Here is a 25604-nt window from a genome sequence, read left to right on the forward strand (position 1 = left end):
AAGAGCATCAAAATTTATCCTACAAATGATGCACGATGTTTCAATTGGGTTAAAAAGGAGTGCTCCCGCTTATCCTTGACACCACACGCTTCACAGCATATCTGTTAAACAGCTAACCGAGAAACAGTTAACAGGCTTGTACGTATGAAACTTGAATTCGCATGTAAAGAAACTGCCAAGCTCTACCAGACAGGGAAGACTAAAGTTTTTCAAAGCATTGTTAAGGTTGCTCTGCGCAAACTTGATATGATTGAAGCTGCTGCGACGTTAAACGACCTTAAGGCTCCTCCGGGGAACAGGTTAGAAGCACTTCGGGGAAACCGATCTGGACAGCACAGCATCCGCATCAACAATCAATGGCGCATCTGTTTTTGCTGGGACGAACGCACCAACACAGCAGCGCAGATTGAAATTGTCGACTACCACTAACCGCGTGAGGTGAGTATGCGTATAAAAACACATCCAGGCGAAATTCTGCGCGAAGAATTTATGCAGCCGTGGAACATTTCGGCCAACAAGCTTTCCGGCTTCCTGCGCGTGCCGCTCTCTCGTATTACTGAAATCGTAAACGAGAAGCGCAGCGTAACAGCAGACACTGCAATACGGCTTGCAAAGTTCTTCGGCACCAGTCCTGAGTTTTGGCTCAACCTGCAAACGCAGCATGACCTTTCCAAAGCACAGGCAAAACACCTTGCAGAACTAAACTCCATTCCAAGCTGTGAATCTGTAGGCGCATGTCAGCAGTAAAAATCGGCTTGTTCTCCCACAAAAAAAAGCGGCTCCTAAGAGCCGCTTTTCATTTCTTTCACACAACCTACGCTGCGCGTTCTACAATTTGTTCCTTCACGTAGAAAAAGTAGTAATTGCTTTTCTGATACGGAAGAATTTTTCTTGCTTCACGCGCCCAAGAGTGATGTCCGGGGATATCCTGTATCCCTTTCATGAAGCACCACTTTTCGAAACGCTTATACAGGTGCTTACTTTGTACTCGGTACTTTGAAGCTCTGTTTGTTGCTGGCTCTAGTTTATCGCAAGCCAACCACTCTTCAACCATTTGGTAGATTTGACCACTACGGTGCAATGGAGTCTTACTGAGCATCGCAGGTCTTGCACCAACCATCGCAGCATATTTTGTGAAGTAGTAATCAATCCGCTCAGGGGTATTGTCGTCCATCTTTGCAGCCTGCAAAGCGCAGCTCAAAACTTGGGAACGCACATGCGGCTTCAAATGCAATACTTCATCAGGCAACTGAGTGTGATCCAGTTCGCAAGGTTCTTCCTCACGTTCTATAGTGTAGGTTCCGTTCTTTCTAAGCGCTGGGAGCACTTCACTCACTACCCAGTCTTCAAACCGTTCAGCTTCAGGGAGACGGGAACGGAAAATGAGACGATACAGATCGCGTTCAGGGATAATTTTCATTTTCTGCATGCCGCCAGCCGAAGGGGTCTCCATTTCATCGACCCCTTTGCAATGCATACGGATTGCATCCGCAGAACGGGCATATCCCAACACCTCTGCTACATCTTTCCCCACAAACCATATTTCGCCATCACGTAACAACGTTCTTACGGTATTCATACCAAAATCAAAATGTACTAAATCAGACATAAACCCTCCGGAAAGGTTTTCGCATTATAGTGCGTATCTAACCCGCACTTGTGCATACAAAGTATCAACAATTGATATATTCATTACACACAGCGGAGAACTTGGTGAAGTTAAAATAGAAAAAAGTACAACGTAACTTAATTCACTTTTGTAACTTGACTCTTTAGTACTATTTCAGTCGGGCAGGAATTAAGCACCCCAAAGCTGCCAAACTGCGCTTCTAATGCATCACTAAGCTTTTCCATCTTGCCTTCTGCATCATTGCAGAGGGCATCAAGAACAAAACCTGCAAGAGAAGCGTGATCTTTGTCACTGCTTTGCAGAACCTCAGCATACGCTTGAATTGGGTAAAGAATGTCGTTGAGATGGCTCATAAGAGCCGCGGGAGTGGTTGATTTAGGCATGGTGCCTCCTTGTTCTCGGTTGTTTCAAGACCTGAAAATAAAAAATGTCGGGAGCTTGAAACAACGCGAACAAGTGCGCCCTGCAAACTTTTCCCATACGGGTATTGTATGGCTTGCAGACTCCCGACAAAATAGAGGCAAATTAATTTTGGATACACCTTTCCCAAGGAACGTCTGGAAAAAAGGCATAAAAAAGCCACTGCTGACGGGAGCGGTTAGCCGCTTGTTCTTAGGTGTGTTTCAAGCACCTTTTTTTATTAAGCATGGATGTTGTTGGGGTGTCAAGGAGGAGGCAAAATTACAACCATACGACCATTGGACTATGAAGTAATGTTACGTATTGCTTCCTCAATTAATTTGTAAGGGTTATCATCCTTTGAAATCACAATTGGAAAGCCTTTAACATCAATAATTGGGCTTTTCAAACCTACAACCAACTTACTATCCGAAACTTCATACGTAAAAAGAGATGCCTTTTCAGGAGAAAGCCTCTTCGCCATTTGTGCGGCTTCTTGAGCATTAGTAATATTAGAAAGCCTATTCACAACGGCTGGCACAACATTCAAAAGCATATCTTGCATTGATTCGGCTTCATCAATAAGGACACCTTTAGCAGCAAACTTCACAGCATCATACAAATCACCATACTGTGCTTTAACCTTATCTATTGAAAGAGCTGAAGCTTTTTCTATCTCTTGAAGCACACGGTTAATTTTATCACTGTTACCTTCAGCTGTGCCATCCAAATAATAAGACTCTATAGCTCCTTTTCGTAAAACAAAGCAACCAACGCAAGTTAGCGTCGTTAATAACTTTTCCAATCGACTCTTGATGATAAGGAAAGCTCCTCCCGCCATCGCTCTTAGCTCTTCATCGGGAATACAAAATAAACTACAAAATGCAGCTCGCCTTTTTTCTTTTTCAATATCCTTTGCGTCTTCCTGCTCGCCTGACCAATATGCATGTTGACATGCGTATTGCTTAATATCATCCCAATTTGTGGCAACCAGTTTCTTAAAATCATCCAACACTTTTTTTGCCAATTGATGACAAGAATCATGACCATCTTTTGCAAGCTCTTGATCAAGCTCTGGCTGATCTGAAAGCATATGAAGAGCAAATTTTGAACTATCGACAAGCGTATCAGGGTCAGTAAGAACAATGCATTTTTTACCCATCAAATTAAACAGCTTAACAGAGGAAAGCAGTTCATCATTACCTAATACAGGTAAAACGTAAGATCCTGTTGCCTCGATATGAAAGTCGAAATGCCCCGACAAAAAATTAACAAAATATTCATCAGAAATCCCCTCCACTAAAAAAGGTTTGGAGGCAAACAAAGCTGCTTTGTGACCATGCCGCAATCTTGCTAATAAATTTTGTACCTTCCTACCCTTGAGCACTTCATGCTCTGGGTCAATTTGTAACGGCAGGGCATAAGCAGAATTACAAAAAATCAATGATGACAAATCATCCCTAGTGCGCAAAGAAAACATTTCTGCTGAGTGTGTCGCCTGAATAATTATCTTCTTGTAACTGTTTTCTGTTGGGTATCCAGCTACCCGACTAATTTCATTTTGCAAAAACAATTGAAGTTGAGGATGCAATGAAACTTCTGGCTCATCTAAAAAAAGCACTCCAATGTCATCATCATACAATCTAGCCAATAGACATACAACGTGAAGTAAACCAGAAGCTTCACGTCCCGCAGAATATTCTTTTGCTTCTGGGTCACTACTTGTACTAAAAAAAATTTTTAAAGAGCCTGTGTCCCAGTTAACGGTAACTTCACGCTGCAACAACTTTCTTAACCTTTCCTGAACTTTAAGCCGAATATCTGGTCTGGAAGAAAATGTTAAAAAACCACCATTTAACGTCTCTATTTGGTGCTGCCGAACAACATCTTTCTTGTACGCAAACTGTGCGCCATCATAGTTTATACGTCCATTACGCTGACCATCACAGTCAGCTCGATAAGACTCAAACTGTCCTACTCTTCCTGCTGATACAAACACGACCTTCTTACTACAAAAAATAGAACCTAAAGCCTGTTGCATCCCCCTCATTAATTGAGTTTTTCCACTACCATTAGGTCCAAGAATAGTTGTAATTCCTGACCTAATCAAAAGCTCGGTCTTTACACCAAACCGCATGCAATTTATTTCTATTGGAAATTCCATAGTTATCACCTATTTTTTTACATTATGAGAAACCAAACTCTTCTCTGTCAATATTTGGCACTCAACATCTGATAATTAAAAATTATAACTTGATAATCATATTTTCATTTTTAATTATATATTTTTACAAACTATATTGAGCACCTAATGCTAAAAAACACCGCCACCATCACAGAACTCCAAAACTCCCCACTGAAAACAGTCCAGAAAGGCAACGGCTCCCCTGTCGCTATTCTGGAGAACGGGGAAACGGTCTTTTATTGCGTCCCTGCCAAGGCTTGGGAAGCACTTATGGAGCAGCTTGAAGATGCAGATCTCGCACGAATTGCAAAAGGGCGGGAAAACGAACCGACCGTTGCGGTAACACTTGATGAAATTTAAGCAAAATTAATGGCAAACAGTGGGTACTGTTTGCCATTAATTCACGTTGTATAATTAATTTTTAAACGTGCGATAACCTGTTTAATTTTCTGAATAAATGCACTTTTCAACTAAACAGACTAAGCCACGTCAACACTCTTGAAACAATGTCCGCATTTTTCGCATTTGTGATACCTCTCGTGGACGTTTTCGTACCAACCCATACTTCGGGTCACCTTGCACCTTTCAGCGCCGCAAACGGGACATACGGCTCCTTTTTTTGCATTGAAGTCCACAGCCTTTGCTTTACTCACCTCGCGCATAATCTTGCGGAAGGTTTCTTTCGGAAGATTATGCAAATCCGCTATGCATTTCTTGTTATCTTGCATTTGGGTTAATCCTCCCCAGCCGTTTCATACGGCCATTAAAGGCTTTAGGCTGCCCCTGCACAACAGGCGCTTCCACTTTCGGGGTTACTACGTTCCAGTACGGCTGATCCAGTGTAACCAGTGCAGGCATCCAGTCTGCGTGGGCGCAGGCCGCTGCGTACACTTCGCAGTCCAGCAGGTGGTTGTTGGCGCTTTTAGCGCGCCATGCAACAGTTCCGTTTTCTTTTTCCACCCGCTCCTCCGCTGTCATCTGGGTAAAATACCGCTCGTCCGTATCCTTGTGTAGCCACATGGGCTGCCGTGCATCTTCACCAATCCGTGCGGAAAAAATAGTGTCCTTCAGGTCGTTGGTGTCCAAGGTGTACAAGCCAATCTTGTCCTGCCCTGCTGCCGCATCCAGCGGGTTAAGCTGCATGCGCGATGCGCGAACTGTCAGCTGCTGCGTTCTGGAAGCACCCTTGATGCCGGTAACAACGTTGTCAGGAAAACCACGACTCGGAAGCGTCACAAGCCAGTTTTTCACCTCGTCCGTCTTTGACCAGCCCTCAATTTCGGTTTCACCGCCACCGATGTCGATGCCCGCGCGCCAGATCGGATAACGCACATTTGTCCGGCTCACATGCGGGAAGGTAGTGTTGAACAGCAGCTCTTCCACGTCCTGCCATGAATCAAGCCAACCGTACTGAATGAGGAATGATTCACGGGTTCGCATCCAGCCGCGCACGGTAAACCAAAAGCCCGCCATCTGCATATCAATGCCGCAAGTTAAGGCAAGCACGCCTTCCGGCACCACCATCGCCTCGCAGTCTGGGCGCACCATCTTGCGCAGCACATCCGCGTCCGTCTGCACTGCCTGCACCTTGTACGGCATGGCTTTGTGGTCGTTGTCATACTTACGCAGCAGCTTAGGGTCGCCGCTGTTGTACGCCTTGAACCAGTCAGACATCACCTTGGAGAGTTTCACAAAAGGAGAAACCCAGCTCGGGAAGTGGTAGCCCACTTTTGTGGGGCGCTCTATTTCGCGTTCCGCATGCATGTCACCGCCGCGCACAGCCAAATCACGCATGTGGTCGTTCCACAGCGCACCGCATTTCTCGCAGCGATAACGGGCTAAATCCTGCACCAGAATACGCTGCGGGTCGCTTATGGTTTCCATTCTGCCATCGCAGTGCGGGCAGGTTTCAGCATCAGGAAAGCCCTGCCAACCGCAGCTTTTACACAGGCGCGGCACAACAATGTTCTTGTCGGTCATTACCTGCCTATGTCCGCAAAGCTCAATCGGACAACGCGCCCGCACTTGGTAAATCACCTGTGCGTCATGCTTCAGCCCGCGCCATATGGAAGAATTCTTTTCGCTTCCGCGCGGCTTGGAATAACGCATGGTCTTTGCTTCATCCCCATAGGAGATCTGGCGTTCCATCATGGTCTGCACTGCATACGGTGCGTAGGCGTCCTCTTCATCCAAGCCAAGATCACGCATAGTCACGGAAGACATGGAAGCTTCAGAGTGTGAATACATGCCGTAAATGGTGGAGCCTTTAAATCGAACCTGCCCCTTGTTCACGGTTTCCCCGTCGGAAAGCATTCTGCGCAGCTCACTGGAAGCCAGAATATGGCGCGCTATCTTCTCGTCCATTACGCGTTTCAGGTTTTCCCTGTCCGGCATACCAAGCCCTGCAGGAGCAGGAGAACGGTATTGGTTTGCAAGCAGGCAGTCATAGGCAATGGAAGTTTTAGCAACCTGCGAAGTACCGCAAATGATGATCTCGCGTACTTCCGGTCTGTCCCACATGTCCATGATGTGCTTTGCCCAGGGAATGATGTCGTGCCGAAAGTTCTGCCCCTTAAACGGGCCGGTAACGAGGAAGAAGTGCCTGCGGGAAAAGTCATACGTAGAAAGCCATTCCCGAACCACAAGCACCTGCTTTTCTCCTTCACGCAGTTCAAAAGGCGGTGGTAAATACGTCATCAGGCTGCCTCCTTCGGTAATACCCAGTAACGGGCTAAAATGGCTTCCACAGCTTCCGGCTCAATGTCAGCACCCAGCAGCTCAAGCACGTCTTCCGCTGCTTCACGGCTGGCATCTTCACGGTTCAGTTCAAACTCTTCCCATGCCTCGCGCATTTCTTCCGTAAACCACTGCCCGCTGCCGAACTTGTTCAAGGCTTCTGTCAGCCCCTTGCGGAACAGATCCACAAGCTCAGCCTTGCGGGAAAATATGTGCTGGCTCAGTGCATCCGCACGCACTTTCTCGCCGTGCACTAGTTCCGCCACACGCTCCGCCTGTTCCAGATCTCCGCCCAGCATGGCAAGAATGGTGTCCGCTTCCGCCACAAGCCATGAGCTTAAAAACAGCTTCATAGACATCCACCTGTCCGCAAGCTCACGCTCAACCGTCACGGTCTGGGTATACAGGCCGCGCTCACGCATAAAAGCAAAATGCTCGCGACGCTCTTTCATTTCCAAGCCGCTAATCTGGCGCTTCAGCTTTTGCTCATGCAGTCCAGGCGTTACTTTTTCCTCTGCCGGCTGTTCAGGTTCCGGTGTCGGGTCCACTTTTTTGGCAAGGTGAACGCGAGCAAACTGGTCAACCGTACGCTGGGCAAACCCGCCCTTTCTACGTTCCACCAGTTTCCTGTCGTCAATGGCTTTGCGCAGAGTGTTGTAGGCAATCTTCCAGCCCTTGCTTTGCAAATACGTGTGAACCTGATTCACGTTTTCAAAAAATTCGCCTGCCATCTTACGCTGCCTCCTTGCCGCTCGGCTGTGTTGCCGCCGCTTCCCGCAATTTTCTATCTCTCTCGCCCTCTACCTTCCGCAAAACTTCCTCAGGCAATCCTGCACAAAACCAGTCCCACACGTTCATTCCGCTGCGGGGCAGATCCCCTGCATCCTTGCCTGCCGCTTTAGGTACAGGCCACCGAACCGTGTGCGGGTATTCCACCTGCCATGCAAACTGCCCGTGTGCATCCGCGTTAAACTTCCAGCTGTTTTTCTCGCCCGCTGTGTCCGCGTCCATGGCGTTAATAATCAGCTCAGCTTCAAGCAGCAGTTTATGCGCCCCGTCGTCCGGTCTGTTGGAAGCGCCGCCAATGGCCATCACGCTTACGCCAAAGTGACCAAGCTCCTGCCATATCAAAATCGCATCACGTACCGTCTCAACAATCACCCATATCTTGGAATCCTGCTTGCCGAAAACGTAGTACTGGGAACTCCCTCCGGTAATCTGCAAATAGCTTGGCAAGCCATCAACGCCTGCGTTCTCGCAGCGTATGTGCATGCGCGCTATGCGGTACTGGCTGCCGTCAAACCTGTAGCCGCAAAAAACAAACCCTTTCGGCAGCCGTATGCACCGCTCGTTGCCCTTGGCATTCCGCTGCATGGGCAAACCCCAGTGTGTCACCTTGCGGTAGGCAACCTCTCCACGCTCACCTGCTGCGGAAAACCAGCCAATCTTGGCAGCCTTGGCAACCGCAGGCGTAATACCCCAGTCTTTTAGACGGGCAAGCTGCTCTTCGTTACGCTGCAACGCGTCCACGCATTCGTTCACAAACTCCAGCGCTTTCGTACTCCATCGCTCCGGCGGCATATCGTAGGCTCTTGGCTTCCACTTCGGCTGCTCAGCTGCAACAAACGCTTTGCGCTCTCTGGGCTTAAAGTGCACAGAATCGTCAAGGTACGTGGAAACAAACTCAAGATATCCTTGCCCGTCGTCATACGCCCGACCGTTCACCGCATTGAAAATGCCCACCAAATCGGTCCATTCACCGCAGCTGTGGCACCTGCCAATGTCTTTCGAGGGGTAGTAAAAAAAAGCTCCTCCAGGGGTTCCCTCCTTGTGAAACGGACAATTCGCAGGAATCCTTTCGCCATGAAGCGGCTTATCGTCGACAAGTATGCTTCTCGCAATCCGTTCTCTGTCCGCAAATTGAAGCTGCATAGCAACGCCCATATTAAACTCCTTTCAATCTCACTCGGCGGTCTTTTCATCGAACTAGAGGCAACTCTATTTCTCTAAATAAACTCTATCTGCGCAAACCCTGATTTTCAGAAGACTTTTCGCCAAAAATAGAAAAAAAGAGTTTTTTGGAGCCACCAAGAGAAATTTTAAAAAAAACGATTCTTATTATTTTTCTTCTTTTCCCCCTTTTTTTTATTTCTCTCTTTTCCTTCTTTCTTTTTCTATAACTCTAGATAAAGAAAAGAAAAGAAATAAAAAAAGGGGTTTAGAAGATAGATTTGCTCACAGAGTTGATCTAGAGTTTTATGCAACTCTAGAGTTTTTTTGGAGCATCACTGCTTCTCATTTTGGAATTCAGGACGTAAACTCACACCATAAAAGAACGCATAATTAGTTGTTTTCTTTGTAATTCCATCACGTCGAACAAGGTCAGAAACAAAACTGCTAAAGACTGGAATCGCTTTTTCCGGTTTGTCCTTTTCTTGCACACAAAACGCCTTAAAAGCGCTAAAAAGTGGCTTAACTTGGTTTTTTTGATTTTCTCCTAAAATGCACCTCATTTTAAGAAATTCACCAATAACATCAGCGTCTTCAATGTATTCTTTGGTGTATTCCTGCACTTCTGCGGGAGGCGTCAAATCCATTCCATTTAGGTACATTCTTGCGCCATTTACGACATAAGAGAGAATCGCCGGACCAGCGTTTTTTAGTTTATTTTCAATGACATTCATGGGTTTTCCCATGTAAATGTGTTTTTCCTCATTGACCATTTTTGCGTCATTCACAAAACGCGCTGTGAACGGAATTATGCGTAAACGATCCATAAAAGCATGGTCACCGCCATGTGCTCGCGGAATGTAGTTTGTGTGCAAAAACAGCTTGCAAGGCATGCGAATTTCAGTGGGCGCTTCGTACAATCCGCGCACAACAGTCGTGTCTGCTCCCGTCACAAGTTTAATCCTGTCCATGCTGAATTTACTCCCTTTCTTCGCCTCACTGGCTACAGCCATGCGTTTATCTCGCATAGCAATCCAAAACGGATCCTCGTTATTCTGCATCTTTCCTTCCAGCAACAATTCCGTGCGCAAAGTGGCTGCGTAATCCCCAAGCACGTCACAAATGGCATTGAAGAACATAGACTTGCCATTGTTCCCCAACGGGCCAAATGCCGCATAAAATTCCTTATGCGTAAGCAGCCCTGTTGCCGCATAACCAATCACCTTTCGTACGTAAGACATAAGCCCGTGCGACCCGCACAGCAGCTTGAAAACCATGTCAGAAAAGAACGGATCTCGGGCATGCAATCCCACATATGGATAGGGAGATCGCTGGCGGATAAACATCTTCGGATCTGGAGGATAGAGCTTGCCTGTTTCCAGATCCACATAGCCGTTCTGTGCTGCCAATAACGTCGGATACCTGTCCCATTCCTCTCCTGACATCGCCATGGATTCTTCTCCTACAACTGCTGTGCGCATTACCGATGTTCGGCGTGCGCTGCCGCGCAACGATTTCGCTCTGGATGTAAAAGCCTTATGCAGAGACTTTGCTTCAGTAAGCTTGCCTTCCTGTACGGTCTTGGGGTTCATCACCACCTTCCACTGCTTCTTGGCTGCGCTGTCATAATGTTCAGCAAGGTTCATTACCTCCCTGCCAAAATCACTCACAGCATCAGGCCGCCATACTCCGTCAAATCGCCACCATTCTCCGGCTTTTTTATCAAAGCAGAACTTCCCCCTCTTTGCGTTCAAAAGCATCTCCAGATCGCCCAGCTCGTTCCTGTGCATGTAGTGTGAAAGCTGCTTTATGGAGTACGTTTTGGGCTTCTCTTCCTTCGGCGCTAAGCCCTGCCAAATGGCATACGAAGGCGGCGGTGTTTCCCTGTTCACATCAAGCTTGTCAGGAAACTTCCTACGCGCTTCATCCCACGCGGCCTGTTCTTCCTCCTTTACCTGCTGGGTAATCAGCACACGCAACTCATCGCGCGTCATTTCAGAAAGATGTTTCTCTTTGATATCTTCCAACGAAATTTTCGGAGTCTTAGGCATCACGTACCTCCACGGTAAGAATAAGAAAGAGAACCACATATTGCCTACGCATGTGAATGCAGTATGGTTGAGCACGCCATCTCTTCAGTCCGACCAGCTGGAGGGGCTTCGTGCGTTGCCCTCTCTTCCGGACAACGTGCGAAACAACATTGAGAGCGCGGTTCAGCGCATACAAAATGCATCTCGAATCGTATTGGGAATGGTTCACCATAAGTAGCTGCTGAACCTCAAAGCGAAGCGGCTCATCCGGAACATGGTGCTCCAAGTTCCCCAAGCGCAGATCCGCGCTCTCTTCATAATGAAGCGTATAGATTGGGCACGACACAGCACTAGCTGAGTGAGTCATATAGATAGCCGCATTCGCAAAAACGCTATCCGGCCTCTTAGCCTGATGAATCAAATCACCAGATAAGCGGTTAGTCCCATGAGCCAAGCTGTTAGCCCTGCGAGCTGACCTCTTAGCCAAATGATTAAGTTGCCCTCTCGGCCAAACTTTCTCTGGACGCAGAATACGGTCATTTTGAATGGAAAAAACTGTCGAAACCCGCGCCAGAAGCACGTTTTTCAAATTTTCAGAAATTCCCCAACCACCACTCCGCAAACGCCACGCGCCTACGCTGACCCCTGTGAGATCAACCTCCCGAAAGAACCTACGCTCTCCTGCTGGCAAGATGGCCTCTGCTTGGTGATCCTTAGAGTTTTTGTCGTTTTCTTGAAAACAGGGGGAGGGGATAAAGATGGAAAACACGACCGGAGAGTCGAACGCTCCCATACGGTCGCGCACGACATGAATGAAGGATGCCGCTAGCGCGGCGACAGGTGTATAGATGCTGCTGAATAATCGTTGGTGGATTACTCGCAGTGATAACTTGGTGGGACAGGGGTGGGACAAAACGAGAGTTGGACGCAAAAAAGGGTTCGCACCACACGCTAAAATGTGACGTAAACCCTTGTAATATCTTGGAGCCAACAATCGGAGTTGAACCGACGACCTACTGATTACGAATCAGTTGCTCTACCGACTGAGCTATGTTGGCTTATGTGCGGAAAGATTTTTATCGTAAGCAGATTTAGTGGTCAAGTAAAAGAACCTTACATTTGTATAGGATATCAAACTTATTCTGTCTGTCCCCATACCTGACAACGCTTGCCTGTTGATGGAGTTGATAGATCAATATCAATTTTTACAGACGAAAGATATTTCACACTCTCAGCAGTTAACAAAATGTTTTCAATAACAAAGCATCCATGCTTCTCGCAACGCATATCAAACTCTTGATGCTCGCTGCCATGACCGCCAATTCCACATGCATCTATCAGTACAAATGACGGTGTTGCGGCTAACAACGCATCCAATGCATCACTGGTTAAAAAAGTATTTTGCTGCCCATATTCATCAGTCCCATAACCACAACGGTCTAAGACACCAGTATATAATACTACGGCCTTTCCTTTTAGATCAAATTTTCCAAAGTCAGCGACAGTGGGCATACCTTCTCTACATTCAAAAACTACTACATCAACTTTATATGAACTACATTGCGGTTGTGCGGTGTAGCAATCTAAGTGAGTCCCTATGTGCCCAAAGGCATTCACCGAGTCTGATTGCTTCTTTGCCCACAGATATGCAGGATGATTCTCTGAAATATCTATGTGCAAGGGATGATTCTTCATCTCTTACTCCTTACGAAATAAAAATCTATTCATGCGATTATAAAAGGTTGTGAATTGTGTGCAGAAGAGTTGTTATCTCCCTCTATGGCTTTGATCAAGCTTCGCAGAGTAAAAGTTCTACCCCCTATAAAATAGACCGAAGTAAACTGGGCATGCTATCCTTGCAGAACATTTATACTGAAAGGAGATTTTTCATGGCTAACCAAGATTATCCTGGCGTCTGCATGTCATGTTCTTCAGAAGAATGCCAAGTTGTAGCGCCCGATATTCAAGCTGTACGGGAACGCGTTAAACATGATCCGATTGCCGGATACACCAAGAACGTTGTAAACAACCTTACAACTGCAATGGGTGATAAATTTAAAGATGAGTATGAAGCATTCTTAGCCTTTGACATTGTTAAAGCAGCAATTGTCATGGGACTAAAAAATGGACAGAAAATTGATTTCAGCGGCTTCGGAGAATTCACGGTTACCAACGTGAACGGTGAAAAAACTGTTTCGTTCAAACCAGCTCCAAGTCTTACAGCTGTTATTAAAGAATAAACACCCTGCTTGAGTCAGCATATAAAAAGGCGGCACCACCCGGTAGCCGCCTTTTTGCAACAGACTCATCTTCATATAGCTTCATAAAAAAAGTCGAATATCCGACGATATTCGACCCTCTTTTACTCAAATCCAACTTCCTTTTCACATAAAGCAAGTGGAGTAATTTTGGACACGCGCTTTTCGTATGCAATCTTTGAATTGTAAATATGCCTACGGGCAAGGTCATTTAATACTCCAAGGTCTTTTTTCCTCAAAGCATCAATAAATTCAAAATGCTCTTCTCCTGATTGGATAATATTTTCTCGCTTATCCCATGCAGCAAAACGTGTAATGTAAAGCTTAATGTGCAAATCTGTAATGATTTCGAGCAACGGAATATTATCTGCCCGTTTGTAGATAATATTATGAAACTCCGTATTCAGTCTGCTTAACTCTTCAATACTTGCGGTATCCACACTATCAAGGAATTTCTGGGCTATTGTTTGCAACCCTTCAAAATCTTCCTCCCGCATATTGTTCAAAGCAAGGCTGTATGCAAAGCGCTCAAGATTAATACGGATATCAAAAACATCGCTTATCTCTTTCATAGAAAGACTGACAACGCGCGCGCCTTTGTATCGCTTAATTTCAAGAAGCCCTTTGCTCTCGAGTGTTTTGAAGGCATCACGAATTACGTGACGCTTAACGGAAAACCTATCTGCCATGTCTGTTTCACCAAGGCGCTCCCTTGGTAACAGCTGACCCGAAAGAATAAGATCTTCCAAGTGATCAGCTACACGCTGGCTAGGTGGACAGTCCTTCATACCAAATTCCTACCATTACTATCTTTTAGAAAAACCACCATAAAAAAGGCGGTCTGGATAATACCCAACTTTCCACAAAAGGGAAGACGCTGAGTAAAATATCTAGCATCCTATGTCCAGCTATCGTACAATTGATGTCTAACAATTCATACAACAAAATTGTTGACAATCTTGTCAAGCCCTGACATTCAACTTTCAACAATCTGTTCTTTCTACATTTTACTACTAACAAGGAGTGTGACTGTGCGTAAATTCTGTTCTCTCGTTATCATTGCTGCGTTATTGACCATGAGCATTCCTGCTATGGCTCAGAACAATAAGCGTCTCATAATTGCTACTGCCACCACAGGTGGAACATATTACCCTGTTGGTGTTGGCATCGGCACTCTTATCAGCTTAAAACTTGCCAAAAATGATGGTATCACTGCTACTGCAATCAACTCCGCAGGCTCCGGTGAAAACATTGAAATGCTCAATAACAGTGAGGCTCACTTTGCTATCCTGCAATCACTGTTTGGCCTTCAGGCTTCCCGCGGTAAAGGCTTCTACGAAGGAAAGCCTGTAGACTCCTTCCGCTCAGTCACAATGCTCTGGCCTAATGTTGAACATTTTGCCCTGATGAATGAATACGTAAAAACCGGAACTGTTGCCGATCTTGCGGAACTGACAGAGCGCTTCTCTATCGGCAAACGAGGCAGTGGCACGGAAGGCTCCGGTAGGGCTTTATTGAACGTGCTTAACATTGACCCAAACAAGCTGAAACTCGAATTCTTGGGTTACACCCCTTCAACACAAGCTATGCTGGATAACCGTATTGCAGGTGCAAACATTCCTGCCGGTGTTCCTGCAGCAGCTATTACTCAACTGTTTGCCATGAGCCACGGCAAGGCTACCGTACTTGATTTTTCTGACGAGCAGCTTGCCCACATCCAGAAAGAATTTCCAATTTGGTACCGTTATGTAATCCCTGCGAAAACATACCCTGGCCAAGAAAAAGATATCCGCACAATTGCACAGCCAAACTTCCTTGCAGTACGTGCCGACCTTCCTGATGAAGTTGTCTACAAGGTTACCAAAACCATTTATGAGAATCTCAACTTCCTCGGCACCATCCACTCCGCAACAAAAAATATGAAGCTGGATAACGCACTGTATGGCCTGCCTGTTCCTTTGCATCCGGGCGCAGTAAAATATTACCTAGAAGTTGGCGTAGAAATTCCAGAACGCTTAATTGCAAAATAAAAAATCCACAGTCATCTACCAATAACAGCTGTGGAGCAGTTCTTAACGAAGAGCTGCTCCACAGATTTTTGATGGCACCGCTATTACGGCCTTCACTTTTGCTTAGCACAATGTTGGGTTGAATTTTTATATTTCAACCTTTTCTTATGCATACTTTCACGCTGCTCTGCTTCTTTGTACATAGGCACTATGAGCAAAACAATTCTTGCACGTGCATTGAAGCCATTACCTGCCATTAACATCGATGTCTTCTATGCAGCATAACAATGGTATGTACTACTGATTGCTGTGATTCACACAGCTCAAACGTTATTGAATAAGGTTCTGATATGGGATTGTTTAGAAAAAAGGGAGTCAAAGCAACTGAAGACTCCGGTGAGGTAATGGTCAGCACACGCGAGTTGACCGGTCGCCCTGCTGTTGTTTTTTATTGCTTGTGTATTGTGGCAAGCGTATTCCACATACTTACAAACACTGTCTGGCTTATGCCGGAAATCCATAGAAACGCCCTGCACTTTGCGTTCTTTGTGCCACTTGCTTTTATGATCTACCCGTTCAACAGCAATTGTCTGGATAAAAAACCGTATTTAGACTGGACACTAGCGATTCTCAGTATCATCTGTGGACTGTACCTTGTATTCTTTGAAGACGCGCTACATGCCCGTAATGAACAAATGATAGGGCTTGATATCTTTTTTGCCGGTCTGACCTTATTGCTTATGCTTGAAATTGCGCGACGCGCAGCCGGTAAGATTATTCCATTGCTTGCTGTTTTCTTTTTAAGCTACGCCCTGTACTGGGGACAGTTCCTTTCAGGTAACTGGAACTTTCCGGGTGTAACGCTTTCACGAGTTTTATACAGGATGTACTTTGCACCTGATGGAATATTCGGAAGCATTGCAACCATATCGGCTTCTTACGTATTTTTGTTTGTGCTTTTCGGATCTTTCCTTGTTAAATCAGGAGCGGGTGATTTTATCATAAAACTCGCTATATCACTTGTCGGACGCAGCGTGGGTGGCCCTGCTAAAATGGCCGTATTCTCCAGCGGACTTATGGGGTCTGTCTCTGGCAGTGCTGTTGCAAACACAGTAAGTACCGGCTCCATTACAATTCCAATGATGAAGCGTACCGGATTCAGCCCGAAATTTGCTGCTGCTGTTGAAGCTGCCGCAAGTACTGGCGGCCAGATTATGCCCCCGATTATGGGCGCAGGTGCCTTTGTTATGGCGCAGTGGACACAGATTTCGTATCTTAAAATTGTTGCAATTTCCTTTATCCCAGCAATCCTTTACTTCGTCAGCGTAATCTTCTTTGTTCACTCACGCGCTCGAAGTGAGGGATTACAGCCAACAGCAGAAGAAAATATTCCACGTTTCTTTGATGTTCTCAAAGAGGGCTGGCCATTTTTTATTCCTATCGGCGTCCTCATTACCCTTATGAGCATTGGCTACACCCCTACATACGCTGCGTGCTGTGCAATTGCTGCGATCATTGGTGCAAGCTGGCTGACAAAGAATCACCGTATGGGGCTTATGGACATCATCGATGCTCTGGCTCTCGGCGGGAAAAACATGGTTGCTACAGCTATCATCCTGCTCTGTTCAGGCGTTGTTATCGGAATCGTATTGTTAGTAAGCCTTGGAGTAAAATTCTCAATGCTTATCTCAACGGTTGCCGGCTCCAGCCTGCTGGTTACTATCGGCCTTGTAGGTGTAGCATCGCTTATCCTTGGGATGGGACTCCCTGTTACAGCATCCTACATCATTCTTGCCACTCTTAGTGCACCGTTCTTAGTAAACCTTATTAAACTTCGATATGTTCTTGCGGTTAAACCTCAATTCATTGAGTCCATGGGGCTAAGTCTCGATATGATTTCTGACCCGACCGCCGCCGGAGCATTGTTTGCCATTGTCAGCACACAAGTTCCAACAGAACATGCAACCATATTCCTGCTGGCAGCTCACCTGCTTATATTCTGGTACTCACAGTCAGCAAACGTTACGCCGCCAGTATGCCTTGCCGCATACACAGCCGCAGGAATTGCTAAATCAGACCCATTTCAAACAGGCATGCATGCCTTTAAACTCGCAAGCGGCCTTTTTATTATCCCGATCATGTTTGTATATGAACCGGCAATTCTCTTCTTAGGCCCGCTTTGGCAAACAGTACTGACCATCGGCATCATTCTGCTGGCACTCTTCTGTACAGCAGTATCATTGGAAGGAGTATATATCCGTCGACTCCACCCTCTGTTACGGCTTGCATTCGGTGGAACTGCAATATTGCTATACGTTCTGCCGGAGCTTCAATGCTGGATAGGTGTCGGTATCTTTGCTATCCTCACAGGAATACTGAAATATACCAATGCATTTTCAATAGAAGAAGCCTTGGACGACTCCACACTGACAGAAGCAGCCTAACAGGATACCCATGACATACCCTCTATTCTATGATGTTGAACAAACATTTGAGACCTCTCAGATTGATGATATTGCAAAGACCGTTGACGCGGTCTTTGCTTCTTTTTCCTGTCCAAATGATGCAAAAGGTAAACGTGTAGGCATCACCGTCGGCTCCCGTGGAATCGACCGTATTGTGCCTTTACTCGTCGCGGTAGTTGGAAATCTCAAAAAATTGGGTCTGAAGCCTTTCATTATCCCTTCAATGGGATCACACGGTGGCTCCACGGCAGAAGGCCAAACAGCGATTCTCAATAAACTGGGGATTACTGAAGAGTCAGCCGGTTGCCCTATTGTGTCCTCTATTGAAACGGTCAGCCTTGGGCGACTGGATGAGGGTCCAGAAGTTTTTGTAGCAAAAGATGCTCTAGAAGCTGACTATGTTTTCGTAATGAACAGAGTTAAACCCCACACACTGTTCCACGGCGAAGTTGAATCAGGACTATGTAAAATGCTGGCTATCGGTCTTGGCAAACCACGCGGAGCAGATAATCTGCACAACTTCCCGCTTGAAAAAGTCATCAAGCCTGCAGCCTTACGTATCTTAGACAATATCAACCTGCTTGCCGGTCTAGCCGTTGTAGAAAATGCTGTAGAAAAGCTACACTCCATCAAGCTGTGTACTACAGAAGAAGTCGTAAAAACGGATTCCTCTTTGCTTGCAGTATCCTCCGCTATTCTTCCGCGTATTCCCGTTGATTCACTTGATCTACTCATCATTGATGAAATGGGAAAAAACATCAGTGGAACAGGAATGGACACCAATGTTATCGGGGCGTGGAGACGTATGGCAGGTGACCGTACACCAGAATACAAAACACTCGCTGTCCTTGATCTTACTCCCCAATCACAAGGAAATGCACACGGAATCGGCATGGCAGATCTTATTCCACAACGTCTTGCCAATAAAATCGACACCGCCGCAACGTATGCAAACTCTCTTACAACCGGCGTATGGGCAAGTGGCAGAATTCCGATAACCTTATCTTCAGATAAAGCAGTTATTGATGCTGCACTGGCCAAAGCTCCTGAAAACATACGTGCTGTACGCATAACAAACACACTCTCTCTTCAACATTTTTGGGCTACCGAAGCCGTCTTTGACGACCTCAGAACAGCCAATGCCACAGTGCATTCAGATCGCGTACATGCTCTTACATTTTCTAATACAGGAGTTTTACAACAATTTGCGTAAGTTCCCGTCTTGCGCGGGGTATTTCCCATAACCACAAGACGATAATACTCAAACTAAGCTCTCTCCTACTGCTATAGTCATATTAGACACACATAGCTGCAGCGTTATTCCGGCATATTCACGCCAGAATTTACGCAACGCTGCCAAGGAGCGAGACACATGATTAAAAAACTTATTCTACTTACGGGATGCTTCATGCTGTTTGCATCACTTACGGCATGTACTGCAGGAAGCTATCCACAATATAACTATCATAGAAATCCATGGTATACTTCATACGACTATAACAACCATTACTACATTAATTACCACAAACACGGACACCATCATCACCACCATCATCATGGTGGGCATCAGCATGGACATCATGGCGGCGGACATCATGGTGGCCACCATGGCGGGCATCACCATAGATAGCCCTCTTGCAGTCATCTACTAAAAAATGTTTAAGAAAGGCCAGTATGATCATCACATGTCATGCTGGCTTTTCTTTAGACTCCAACGCAATATATACTTTCCTCAATACGTAACTATTTTATTGTATTCATTAACCAAATGGATTCAAAACGTAGAGAGGAACATATGCCCCTTCATAATCACAAGGCTAACATTGACGACCTGTTCACAGTAGAAGCTATGGCAAAGCCCTTGAACGTCCATAAAATTTCCCGAAAAGAACGAAATCCAGAAGCCGTCTATCAAATGATCCACGATGAATTACTATTGGACGGCAATGCTCGCCAAAATATGGCGACATTCTGCTCAACCTGGGTAGAACGTGAAGTCCAAGATCTCATGCAGGAATGCATTGATAAGAATATGATAGATAAAGACGAATATCCGCAGACTGCTGAAATAGAATCCAGATGCGTCTCTATGCTTGCTAATCTTTGGAACGCAAAAGAATGCGGCGACGACCCAACATGTTCCCCTGCAATTGGTTGTTCTACCACTGGCTCCAGTGAAGCAGCCATGCTGGGCGGTATGGCGCTGAAATGGAAATGGAAAGCGCGCCGTCAGTCAGCAGGAAAGCCATACGATAAGCCAAATCTTGTCTGCGGCCCTGTTCAAGTCTGTTGGCATAAATTTGCCCGCTATTGGGAAATAGAGCTTAGAGAAGTCCCCATGCAGGAAGGCACCTACATGTCTTCTCCTGAAGATGTTATTGCTCGTTGCGATGAAAACACAATAGGTGTGGTACAAACGCTTGGAACGACCTTTACAGGGCATTACGAGCCCATTGAAGAAGTTCATGCAGCGCTTGATACATTACAGCAAGAAACTGGACTTGATATCCCTATGCATATTGATGCAGCAAGCGGTGGTTTTGTTGCCCCCTTTATGCATCCGGAAATCAAATGGGACTTCCGACTCCCGCGTGTAAAATCCATCAATTCCTCAGGACATAAATTCGGTCTCGCACCGTTAGGTTGCGGCTGGGTTGTCTGGGCAACAGAAAACGATCTCCCTGAAGATCTTGTTTTCCGCGTAAATTACCTTGGTGGGCAAATGCCTACATTCGCTCTGAACTTCTCCCGTCCGGGAGGCGAAGTCATCGCACAATACTACAATCTGCTAAGATTAGGATTTGAGGGATATATTAAAGTACAAGAATCCTGTTTTGCAGCAGCGCAATATTTTGCAGCCGGGCTTGAACAATTCAAGATGTTCGACTTCCTGAACAATAGCTCAAAGGGGCTCCCGCTTATCTGCTGGAAGTTTAAAGACTCAGTATCCCCACCATTCAGTCTCTATCAACTTTCAGATGCACTCAGAGAGCGTGGATGGCTTATCCCGACGTATACTCTGCCACCAGATTGCGAAAAAACAGTTGTCCAACGTATTGTAGTGCGTCACGGAACAAGCGTTGATTTGCTCCACTTGCTCTTAAAAGACTTTAGCGAAGTAATCGCAGAACTAAACGAAAATCCACCATGTGCGCCTGATAAAGAACGAAAGTCGTTTAACCATTCATAGCCTAACAACAAAAAAACGCCGGAGTCTCCTCCGGCGTTTTTATTTTCATGCGACTTCAGTTTGCTAAACTTTTGCATCCTGAAGTTCTTTTGCTGTAAAGTCCCATTTCACATTGTGAGGTGGAAGAGCTTCTTCTGTGAACCAACGTGGAAGCTGGTCATCTTTTTCAGTGAAGCCGGCACGACGGTTAAAGTCGAGCTCATCCTGAAGAGCACCCACGCCGAGGTTCACAACGTCATCAACGCTGTACTCGGAGCCAAGAAGGCCGGATACGAGTTTAGCCATGCAAGGTACACCGCGCTCGTCATCGAGAACCGCGAATGCTACAAAGAGGCAAAGACCGAGAGAGTCAACTGCTGCGGTTGCAATCTGAAGGTTTTTAGAAACTTCAAGGTTGCCGTCTTTACCGTGACCATCGATATCACCACCGCACTTCAATACGTTCTGACATACAGCGTAACCGGCAGTATGGTCAGCACCCATTGGAGTAGTTGCATAGGTAACACCAACACCTTTTACAGCACGAGGGTCGTATGCAGGCATGGACTGGTTTTTAACAGTCGGGATACGGTCTACACCAAAAGCAGCAGCAGTAAAGCCTGCGCCGTTACCAAGGATGCGACCTACTGGATCACCGGTACCAACTTTTCTGAGGTACTCAAGTGCAGCTGGGCCATCACCCCATGCGATAAGGCCGCCTTCCATTGCCATTGCAAGAGAGCTAGCCATTTCAATGGTGTCCATACCAATTTCATCACAGGTACGGTCCATTGTTGCAATCAAATCGAGATCGTCGATAAGAAGGTGTGCGCCAAAGCCCCAGATGGTTTCGTATTCAAAACCAGTGGTCAGCATTTTACCATTTTTATCGTTGTAAACCTGTGAACACTGGATGATACAACCAGTGTGACAACCGTGGGAAACTTTACCTTCACGTTTGGTGATGGTGTCTGCCATGGTTTCACCGGAAATTTTTTCTACGTTGTCAAAACGACCGGTACGGAAGTTTTTAGTAGGAAGTGCACCTGCTTCGTTAATGATGTTAACGAGAATTGCAGTACCATACGCAGGAAGACCTTCGCTGGTTACTGGGTGGCTACGGAGAATGTCAGTCCATTCTTTACGGGCAGCTTTAAAGCCTTCTTCGTCACCCATAACAGCTTTGCCTTTGATTTCCGGATCAAGAATAATAGATTTAACTTTCTTGGAACCGAGAACAGCACCCATACCACCACGACCGGCTGAACGGGTAGGGAGCCCTTCAGGGTCGGAGAACTGAATGGTTGCAGCCTGCATGCAATGTTCGCCAGCAGGACCACAAAGACAAGTCACGGCTTTCTTACCGAACTCTTCCTGCAATTTTTCCTGTGCAGGATAGTTGTGCATGCCCACGATTTCTGTTGCTGAAGAAAATTTTACTTCACCGTCGGTGATAAAGATGTTGGTAAAATCAGCACCCTCTTCCGGCTTATCTTCAAGGATAATAGCCTGAAGCTTCATCTTACCCATCTGGTTTGCAAACTGGCCACCAGAGTTACTTTCTTTAATACCACCAGTAAGCGGAGATTTTGCGCCTACGGAAACACGACCAGAGTTTGCAGCGTTGGTGCAAGCAAGGACGCCGGAAGCAAAAACAAGTTTGTTTTCAGCGGAAAGAGCGTGACAGTCAGCAGGTACTTCTTTGTTAACAACGCGGGAAGTTAAAGCACGTCCCCCAAGACCAGCATATTCTCCAAGCTCTTCAAAAGCATATTCCTGAGTACGAGTATTGATTCTAAGAATTCTCATTAGGTAACTCCTTGTATTGCTCCGGTTTTTTCCGGTAAATAAATCAAGATAGGAGTATAGAAGTAAGTCGAAACAAACTTTCTCTCAATCAGGAAAAAGTAGAAAAGCAATAAGGCATTCCCTTAACACACTCTATTTATTGCATATTGGTTGAGCGCTTAAACAGTCGTTAATCCACAACGAATAGCGTACTTTGTGAGCTCTGCGATATTGGTATACTTGGTCTTTTGCATAATCTGTCTACGATGGGTCTCAACAGTCTTCACACTAATACACAGCTGCTCAGCCACTTCTTTTGTGCTGTTACCTTCCGCAATCAACTTAAGTACTTCACTCTCTCTTGCAGAAAGAGCCACTTCTTCATCCTGAGGATTCCGTAAGGTTCCGATATAATCCATCACAACAGAATCTCTCAAAGGCTGGCTCAAGCAAACTTCCCCCTTCATTGCAGAACGCACTGCATGTGCCAACTCGTCGAAACAACAATCTTTAAGCAAAAAGCCATACGCGTTTGTTTTGAGTATCTCTCGCACAAATTGTGTGTCCTTGTGCATCGACAAAGCTATGATACGCACATCAGGGTATTCCTGAGTAATCTTTTGGGCAGCTGTTATACCGTTCATATCCGGCATACTAATGTCTGAAATAACAACATCAGGCTGTAACTGAGCCACCAATTCCAGTAACTCTACCCCGCTGCCAGCTTTCCCCACAATTTCGATGTCGGTCTCATCTTTAACCAATGAACACAAGCCTTCCAAAAAAACCTTGTGATCATCAGCTATGACAACACGAATAGTCTTATCCATCATATCGTCCTGTTACTGCACTCATTTCCATATCCAATGCCGGTGCAGTCTGTTTGAAAGGAATAAAAATAAGCACACTGCCGCCAATACAGTTCGATGAAAAGGTAACATCCCCACCAAGATGACGGACAGACTCTTGAATAGTCAGCAGCCCGAACCCCTTACGGACTCCCCCCGCTGCTCTATCTGGAAATCCTTTTCCATTATCATGAACACCAATAATCAGCCCGTCTGTACGACTTTGGAATTCAATGATGCATTCAGACGCATTAGAATGTTTTACAACATTTGCCATTAGCTCTCTGACGATACGGAACATCATAATCTTGAAGTCACTACCCCAAATACAGCATTCCATTTCATCTTCAATAATAAACTCTATGTCATGTTCCTTGGCGTATTTCTCACCAAGCCATTCCACAGCAGAAACCAACCCTAACGCGTACAGTGTCGGCGGACTTAATTCCCAAACCAACGTTCTTGTCAGCTCAATGCCGCTTCCCAACTGCTCCATGCTGGAATCAAGCAGCGTTAATTCATCACCTTCAGTTAAATATCGACGCAGCAAATTCAAACGCATTTTTACAATCGCAAGAATCTGTCCGAGGCTGTCATGTAGTTCAACAGCAATCTTTCGACGCTGTTGTTCTTCAGTTAACGCAAGCTTAGTTGAAAGAACCCGAACCGCTTCACGGTTCCGTTTTTCTTCCGTGATATCGCGAGCAACCCAAACAATTTTACGCGGGCCACAACCATGTTGAGGTAAGGCAAGGGCTCGCCCTTCCAGCCAAAAATCTTTGCCCGCGTGCTCTACATGATACTCGACAATTTGCAGCCGCTTACAATCAAGGCTTTTTAACAATGCCCGGCGAATGGTGTCAGCTAGGTCATCTGTAAATAATTCTGTTAATTTCTTTCCTGTTGGCTCTGCGGTATGACAAAACTCCAACAAGTCATCTCTGGATGTTATGACGCCCTGACAAACGCAAAACTCATCAAACACATAATACACATTCTGTGATGCATTAAAGATAGACCGCATCAACGTTTTGTTCCGTTCCAAAATACGAGCTTGCAACTTCGTATCCGCTAACTCGAACAATAACTTCGTATTCTTATGTGTTACATCCAGCACATGTTTTCTATGAGTAAAGGTCACTGCTCCCACTGCAATCGTCGCGACCCCGCTCATCAATAAAACAATCTCAAGTTTGCTGAATTCCGCCGAAAAAAGGTACAACATTCCGGCAATGATCAGAAACAACAACACACTGATAAAACACAGTATTTCAACACCAAAATTCTTTTTTGCAGTATACGGCAACGTAACACTCTCCCTCTCACAGCGTTTTTCGCACCACCTACGAAATAATAGCTGCACTGTATTCAACTCATAGCGTGAATCAGCAACAAAAAAAAGAGTAGAGGCTCTCAGGAAAGCATAACTCGACTCAGTGCCGAACCGTCCTGACTCTCTGCTCTTTTTTTCTATTGTATGTATAAAATATTTACGAGATGTACTTGTCCCCGCACCCCTTACCCATCAGTTATTATGGGAATATTGCCGGAACAGTGAACACATAATCACTATCCTTCAGCGGAGCATGGCATTTAACGCAGCCTTGTACATCGGTATTAAAATCTTCAGGAAGCGTTAGTTCGGAAGTCTGCCAAAGCGCAAACCCCCAGCCCAACGTATCTGCAAACTGCACACTGTCCTTGTACATTATACCAACTCCAAGAATTTCTGACGGCACCCACGAATCCTGCCACGTTGGTAAACGACGCTGACGCCAAAGCACCTTCACAAGCATGGCTCCGTCAGGCCACGGAATAAATTCTTTTTGTCGTGCAGCACGCATTGCAACATCATTACCCAGCACCACTCTGACGGATGCACGATCCTCACGATGGGAAACACTGAGCACTTGCCAGTCACGATAATCTGTAGGAAACGGCAGCTTGTTAGGTGCCATTTTGGGCGGCTTCCAGCCACTTCGGGTACTATTCCAATCCTTGAATGCTTTTTCCCACTCTTCAAAAGTGGAAATGCCATCATCCGGAACGGAAACTGCCATTGCTGAACATGCAACAAAAACAACAAGCCCAACCGAAAATACCACACGCCAAATGCTCCAACGAGACTTTTTCACGG

General features: G+C 45.9%; 25 protein-coding genes and 1 tRNA gene. 11 read left to right on the forward strand and 15 right to left on the reverse strand.

Annotated features, from left to right (window positions below):
- Positions 1 to 144 precede the first annotated feature (144 nt).
- Together QZY95_RS15355 and QZY95_RS15360 are read left to right on the forward strand one after the other, a co-directional pair.
- On the forward strand, positions 145 to 429 hold the full coding sequence (locus QZY95_RS15355; protein WP_290925141.1) for a type II toxin-antitoxin system RelE/ParE family toxin: 285 nt from the start codon (positions 145 to 147) through the stop codon (positions 427 to 429).
- 15 nt (positions 430 to 444) lie between these two features.
- On the forward strand, positions 445 to 747 hold the full coding sequence (locus QZY95_RS15360; protein WP_290925143.1) for a HigA family addiction module antitoxin: 303 nt from the start codon (positions 445 to 447) through the stop codon (positions 745 to 747).
- 67 nt (positions 748 to 814) lie between these two features.
- On the opposite strand, the gene QZY95_RS15365 is transcribed toward QZY95_RS15360, so the two are convergent.
- The gene (locus QZY95_RS15365; protein WP_290925145.1) at positions 815 to 1609 is read right to left on the reverse strand and encodes a Bro-N domain-containing protein; all 795 of its coding nucleotides are present in this window, start codon (positions 1607 to 1609) and stop codon (positions 815 to 817) included.
- A gap of 137 nt (positions 1610 to 1746) precedes the next feature.
- Positions 1747 to 2013 carry a hypothetical protein gene (locus QZY95_RS15370; protein ID WP_290925147.1) on the reverse strand — a complete coding sequence of 89 codons (267 nt, stop codon included), beginning with the start codon at positions 2011 to 2013 and terminating at the stop codon, positions 1747 to 1749.
- Here QZY95_RS15370 and QZY95_RS15375 point away from each other — a divergent pair.
- Positions 1997 to 2344: a hypothetical protein gene (locus QZY95_RS15375; RefSeq protein ID WP_290925149.1), complete on the forward strand. Its 348-nt coding sequence runs from the start codon at positions 1997 to 1999 to the stop codon at positions 2342 to 2344. The two genes, QZY95_RS15370 and QZY95_RS15375, sit on opposite strands and share 17 nt — an antisense overlap.
- Here QZY95_RS15375 and QZY95_RS15380 read toward each other — a convergent pair.
- Positions 2334 to 4193 carry an AAA family ATPase gene (locus tag QZY95_RS15380; protein WP_290925151.1) on the reverse strand — a complete coding sequence of 620 codons (1860 nt, stop codon included), beginning with the start codon at positions 4191 to 4193 and terminating at the stop codon, positions 2334 to 2336. The genes QZY95_RS15375 and QZY95_RS15380 overlap by 11 nt on opposite strands.
- A 147-nt stretch (positions 4194 to 4340) precedes the next feature.
- Between QZY95_RS15380 and QZY95_RS15385 the strand changes: the two genes are divergently transcribed.
- Positions 4341 to 4574 carry a plasmid stabilization protein gene (locus QZY95_RS15385; protein ID WP_290925153.1) on the forward strand — a complete coding sequence of 78 codons (234 nt, stop codon included), beginning with the start codon at positions 4341 to 4343 and terminating at the stop codon, positions 4572 to 4574.
- A 357-nt stretch (positions 4575 to 4931) separates the two neighbouring features.
- Here QZY95_RS15385 and QZY95_RS15390 read toward each other — a convergent pair whose 3' ends face one another.
- From QZY95_RS15390 to QZY95_RS15400, 3 genes are read right to left on the reverse strand one after another with little or no spacing between them, the layout of a single operon-like run.
- Positions 4932 to 6911: a terminase gpA endonuclease subunit gene (locus QZY95_RS15390; RefSeq protein WP_290925155.1), complete on the reverse strand. Its 1980-nt coding sequence runs from the start codon at positions 6909 to 6911 to the stop codon at positions 4932 to 4934.
- Complete coding sequence (locus QZY95_RS15395; protein WP_290925156.1) at positions 6911 to 7681, reverse strand: hypothetical protein; 771 nt, start codon at positions 7679 to 7681, stop codon at positions 6911 to 6913. The genes QZY95_RS15390 and QZY95_RS15395 overlap by 1 nt, the downstream gene beginning before the upstream one ends.
- Position 7682: 1 nt before the next feature.
- Positions 7683 to 8675, reverse strand: a complete 993-nt coding sequence (locus QZY95_RS15400; protein ID WP_290925158.1) for a hypothetical protein — start codon at positions 8673 to 8675, stop codon at positions 7683 to 7685.
- Between the two features lie 105 nt (positions 8676 to 8780).
- On the opposite strand from QZY95_RS15400, the gene QZY95_RS15405 reads away from it, so the two are divergent.
- Positions 8781 to 8960 (forward strand): hypothetical protein, encoded by a 180-nt coding sequence (locus QZY95_RS15405; protein WP_290925160.1) that lies wholly within the window; start codon positions 8781 to 8783, stop codon positions 8958 to 8960.
- Positions 8961 to 9235: 275 nt separating this feature from the next.
- On the opposite strand, the gene QZY95_RS15410 is transcribed toward QZY95_RS15405, so the two are convergent.
- From QZY95_RS15410 to QZY95_RS15425, 4 genes are all read right to left on the reverse strand, one after another.
- Positions 9236 to 10927, reverse strand: a complete 1692-nt coding sequence (locus QZY95_RS15410; RefSeq protein WP_290925162.1) for a phage/plasmid primase, P4 family — start codon at positions 10925 to 10927, stop codon at positions 9236 to 9238.
- A gap of 16 nt (positions 10928 to 10943) precedes the next feature.
- A complete protein-coding gene (locus tag QZY95_RS15415) occupies positions 10944 to 11621 on the reverse strand; it encodes a hypothetical protein (RefSeq protein WP_290925163.1) in 678 nt (225 codons plus the stop codon).
- A gap of 291 nt (positions 11622 to 11912) precedes the next feature.
- Positions 11913 to 11988 (reverse strand) — tRNA-Thr (locus QZY95_RS15420).
- Between the two features lie 79 nt (positions 11989 to 12067).
- Positions 12068 to 12625 carry a cyclase family protein gene (locus QZY95_RS15425; RefSeq protein ID WP_290925165.1) on the reverse strand — a complete coding sequence of 186 codons (558 nt, stop codon included), beginning with the start codon at positions 12623 to 12625 and terminating at the stop codon, positions 12068 to 12070.
- Between the two features lie 194 nt (positions 12626 to 12819).
- Here QZY95_RS15425 and QZY95_RS15430 point away from each other — a divergent pair, with 194 nt between their 5' ends.
- Positions 12820 to 13170, forward strand: a complete 351-nt coding sequence (locus tag QZY95_RS15430) for a hypothetical protein (protein ID WP_290925167.1) — start codon at positions 12820 to 12822, stop codon at positions 13168 to 13170.
- 122 nt (positions 13171 to 13292) lie between these two features.
- Here QZY95_RS15430 and QZY95_RS15435 read toward each other — a convergent pair whose 3' ends face one another.
- Positions 13293 to 13976 carry a GntR family transcriptional regulator gene (locus tag QZY95_RS15435; RefSeq protein WP_290925169.1) on the reverse strand — a complete coding sequence of 228 codons (684 nt, stop codon included), beginning with the start codon at positions 13974 to 13976 and terminating at the stop codon, positions 13293 to 13295.
- Between the two features lie 243 nt (positions 13977 to 14219).
- On the opposite strand from QZY95_RS15435, the gene QZY95_RS15440 reads away from it, so the two are divergent.
- The 5 genes from QZY95_RS15440 to QZY95_RS15460 all read left to right on the forward strand — a co-directional run bounded on the left by QZY95_RS15440 (position 14220) and on the right by QZY95_RS15460 (position 20852).
- Positions 14220 to 15218, forward strand: a complete 999-nt coding sequence (locus QZY95_RS15440; protein ID WP_290925171.1) for a TAXI family TRAP transporter solute-binding subunit — start codon at positions 14220 to 14222, stop codon at positions 15216 to 15218.
- Between the two features lie 329 nt (positions 15219 to 15547).
- Positions 15548 to 17641, forward strand: coding sequence for a TRAP transporter fused permease subunit (locus QZY95_RS15445; protein WP_290925173.1), 2094 nt, complete (start codon positions 15548 to 15550; stop codon positions 17639 to 17641).
- A 10-nt stretch (positions 17642 to 17651) separates the two neighbouring features.
- Positions 17652 to 18875, forward strand: coding sequence for a hypothetical protein (locus tag QZY95_RS15450; RefSeq protein WP_290925175.1), 1224 nt, complete (start codon positions 17652 to 17654; stop codon positions 18873 to 18875).
- A gap of 202 nt (positions 18876 to 19077) precedes the next feature.
- A complete protein-coding gene (locus QZY95_RS15455) occupies positions 19078 to 19314 on the forward strand; it encodes a hypothetical protein (protein WP_290925177.1) in 237 nt (78 codons plus the stop codon).
- 143 nt (positions 19315 to 19457) lie between these two features.
- Positions 19458 to 20852 carry a glutamate decarboxylase gene (locus QZY95_RS15460; RefSeq protein ID WP_290925179.1) on the forward strand — a complete coding sequence of 465 codons (1395 nt, stop codon included), beginning with the start codon at positions 19458 to 19460 and terminating at the stop codon, positions 20850 to 20852.
- 63 nt (positions 20853 to 20915) lie between these two features.
- Here QZY95_RS15460 and QZY95_RS15465 read toward each other — a convergent pair whose 3' ends face one another.
- The 4 genes from QZY95_RS15465 to QZY95_RS15480 form a co-directional block, all read right to left on the reverse strand.
- Positions 20916 to 22640 carry an aldehyde ferredoxin oxidoreductase C-terminal domain-containing protein gene (locus QZY95_RS15465; protein WP_290925181.1) on the reverse strand — a complete coding sequence of 575 codons (1725 nt, stop codon included), beginning with the start codon at positions 22638 to 22640 and terminating at the stop codon, positions 20916 to 20918.
- A 158-nt stretch (positions 22641 to 22798) separates the two neighbouring features.
- Positions 22799 to 23449 carry a response regulator transcription factor gene (locus tag QZY95_RS15470; protein ID WP_290925182.1) on the reverse strand — a complete coding sequence of 217 codons (651 nt, stop codon included), beginning with the start codon at positions 23447 to 23449 and terminating at the stop codon, positions 22799 to 22801.
- The gene (locus QZY95_RS15475; RefSeq protein WP_290925184.1) at positions 23442 to 24773 is read right to left on the reverse strand and encodes an ATP-binding protein; all 1332 of its coding nucleotides are present in this window, start codon (positions 24771 to 24773) and stop codon (positions 23442 to 23444) included. The genes QZY95_RS15470 and QZY95_RS15475 overlap by 8 nt, the downstream gene beginning before the upstream one ends.
- 226 nt (positions 24774 to 24999) lie before the next feature.
- Positions 25000 to 25602, reverse strand: a complete 603-nt coding sequence (locus tag QZY95_RS15480) for a cytochrome P460 family protein (RefSeq protein WP_290925185.1) — start codon at positions 25600 to 25602, stop codon at positions 25000 to 25002.
- Positions 25603 to 25604 lie beyond the last annotated feature (2 nt).

Origin of the sequence: Halodesulfovibrio sp., from assembly GCF_015482765.1 — a bacterium.
Classification (GTDB): Bacteria; Desulfobacterota; Desulfovibrionia; order Desulfovibrionales; family Desulfovibrionaceae; genus Halodesulfovibrio.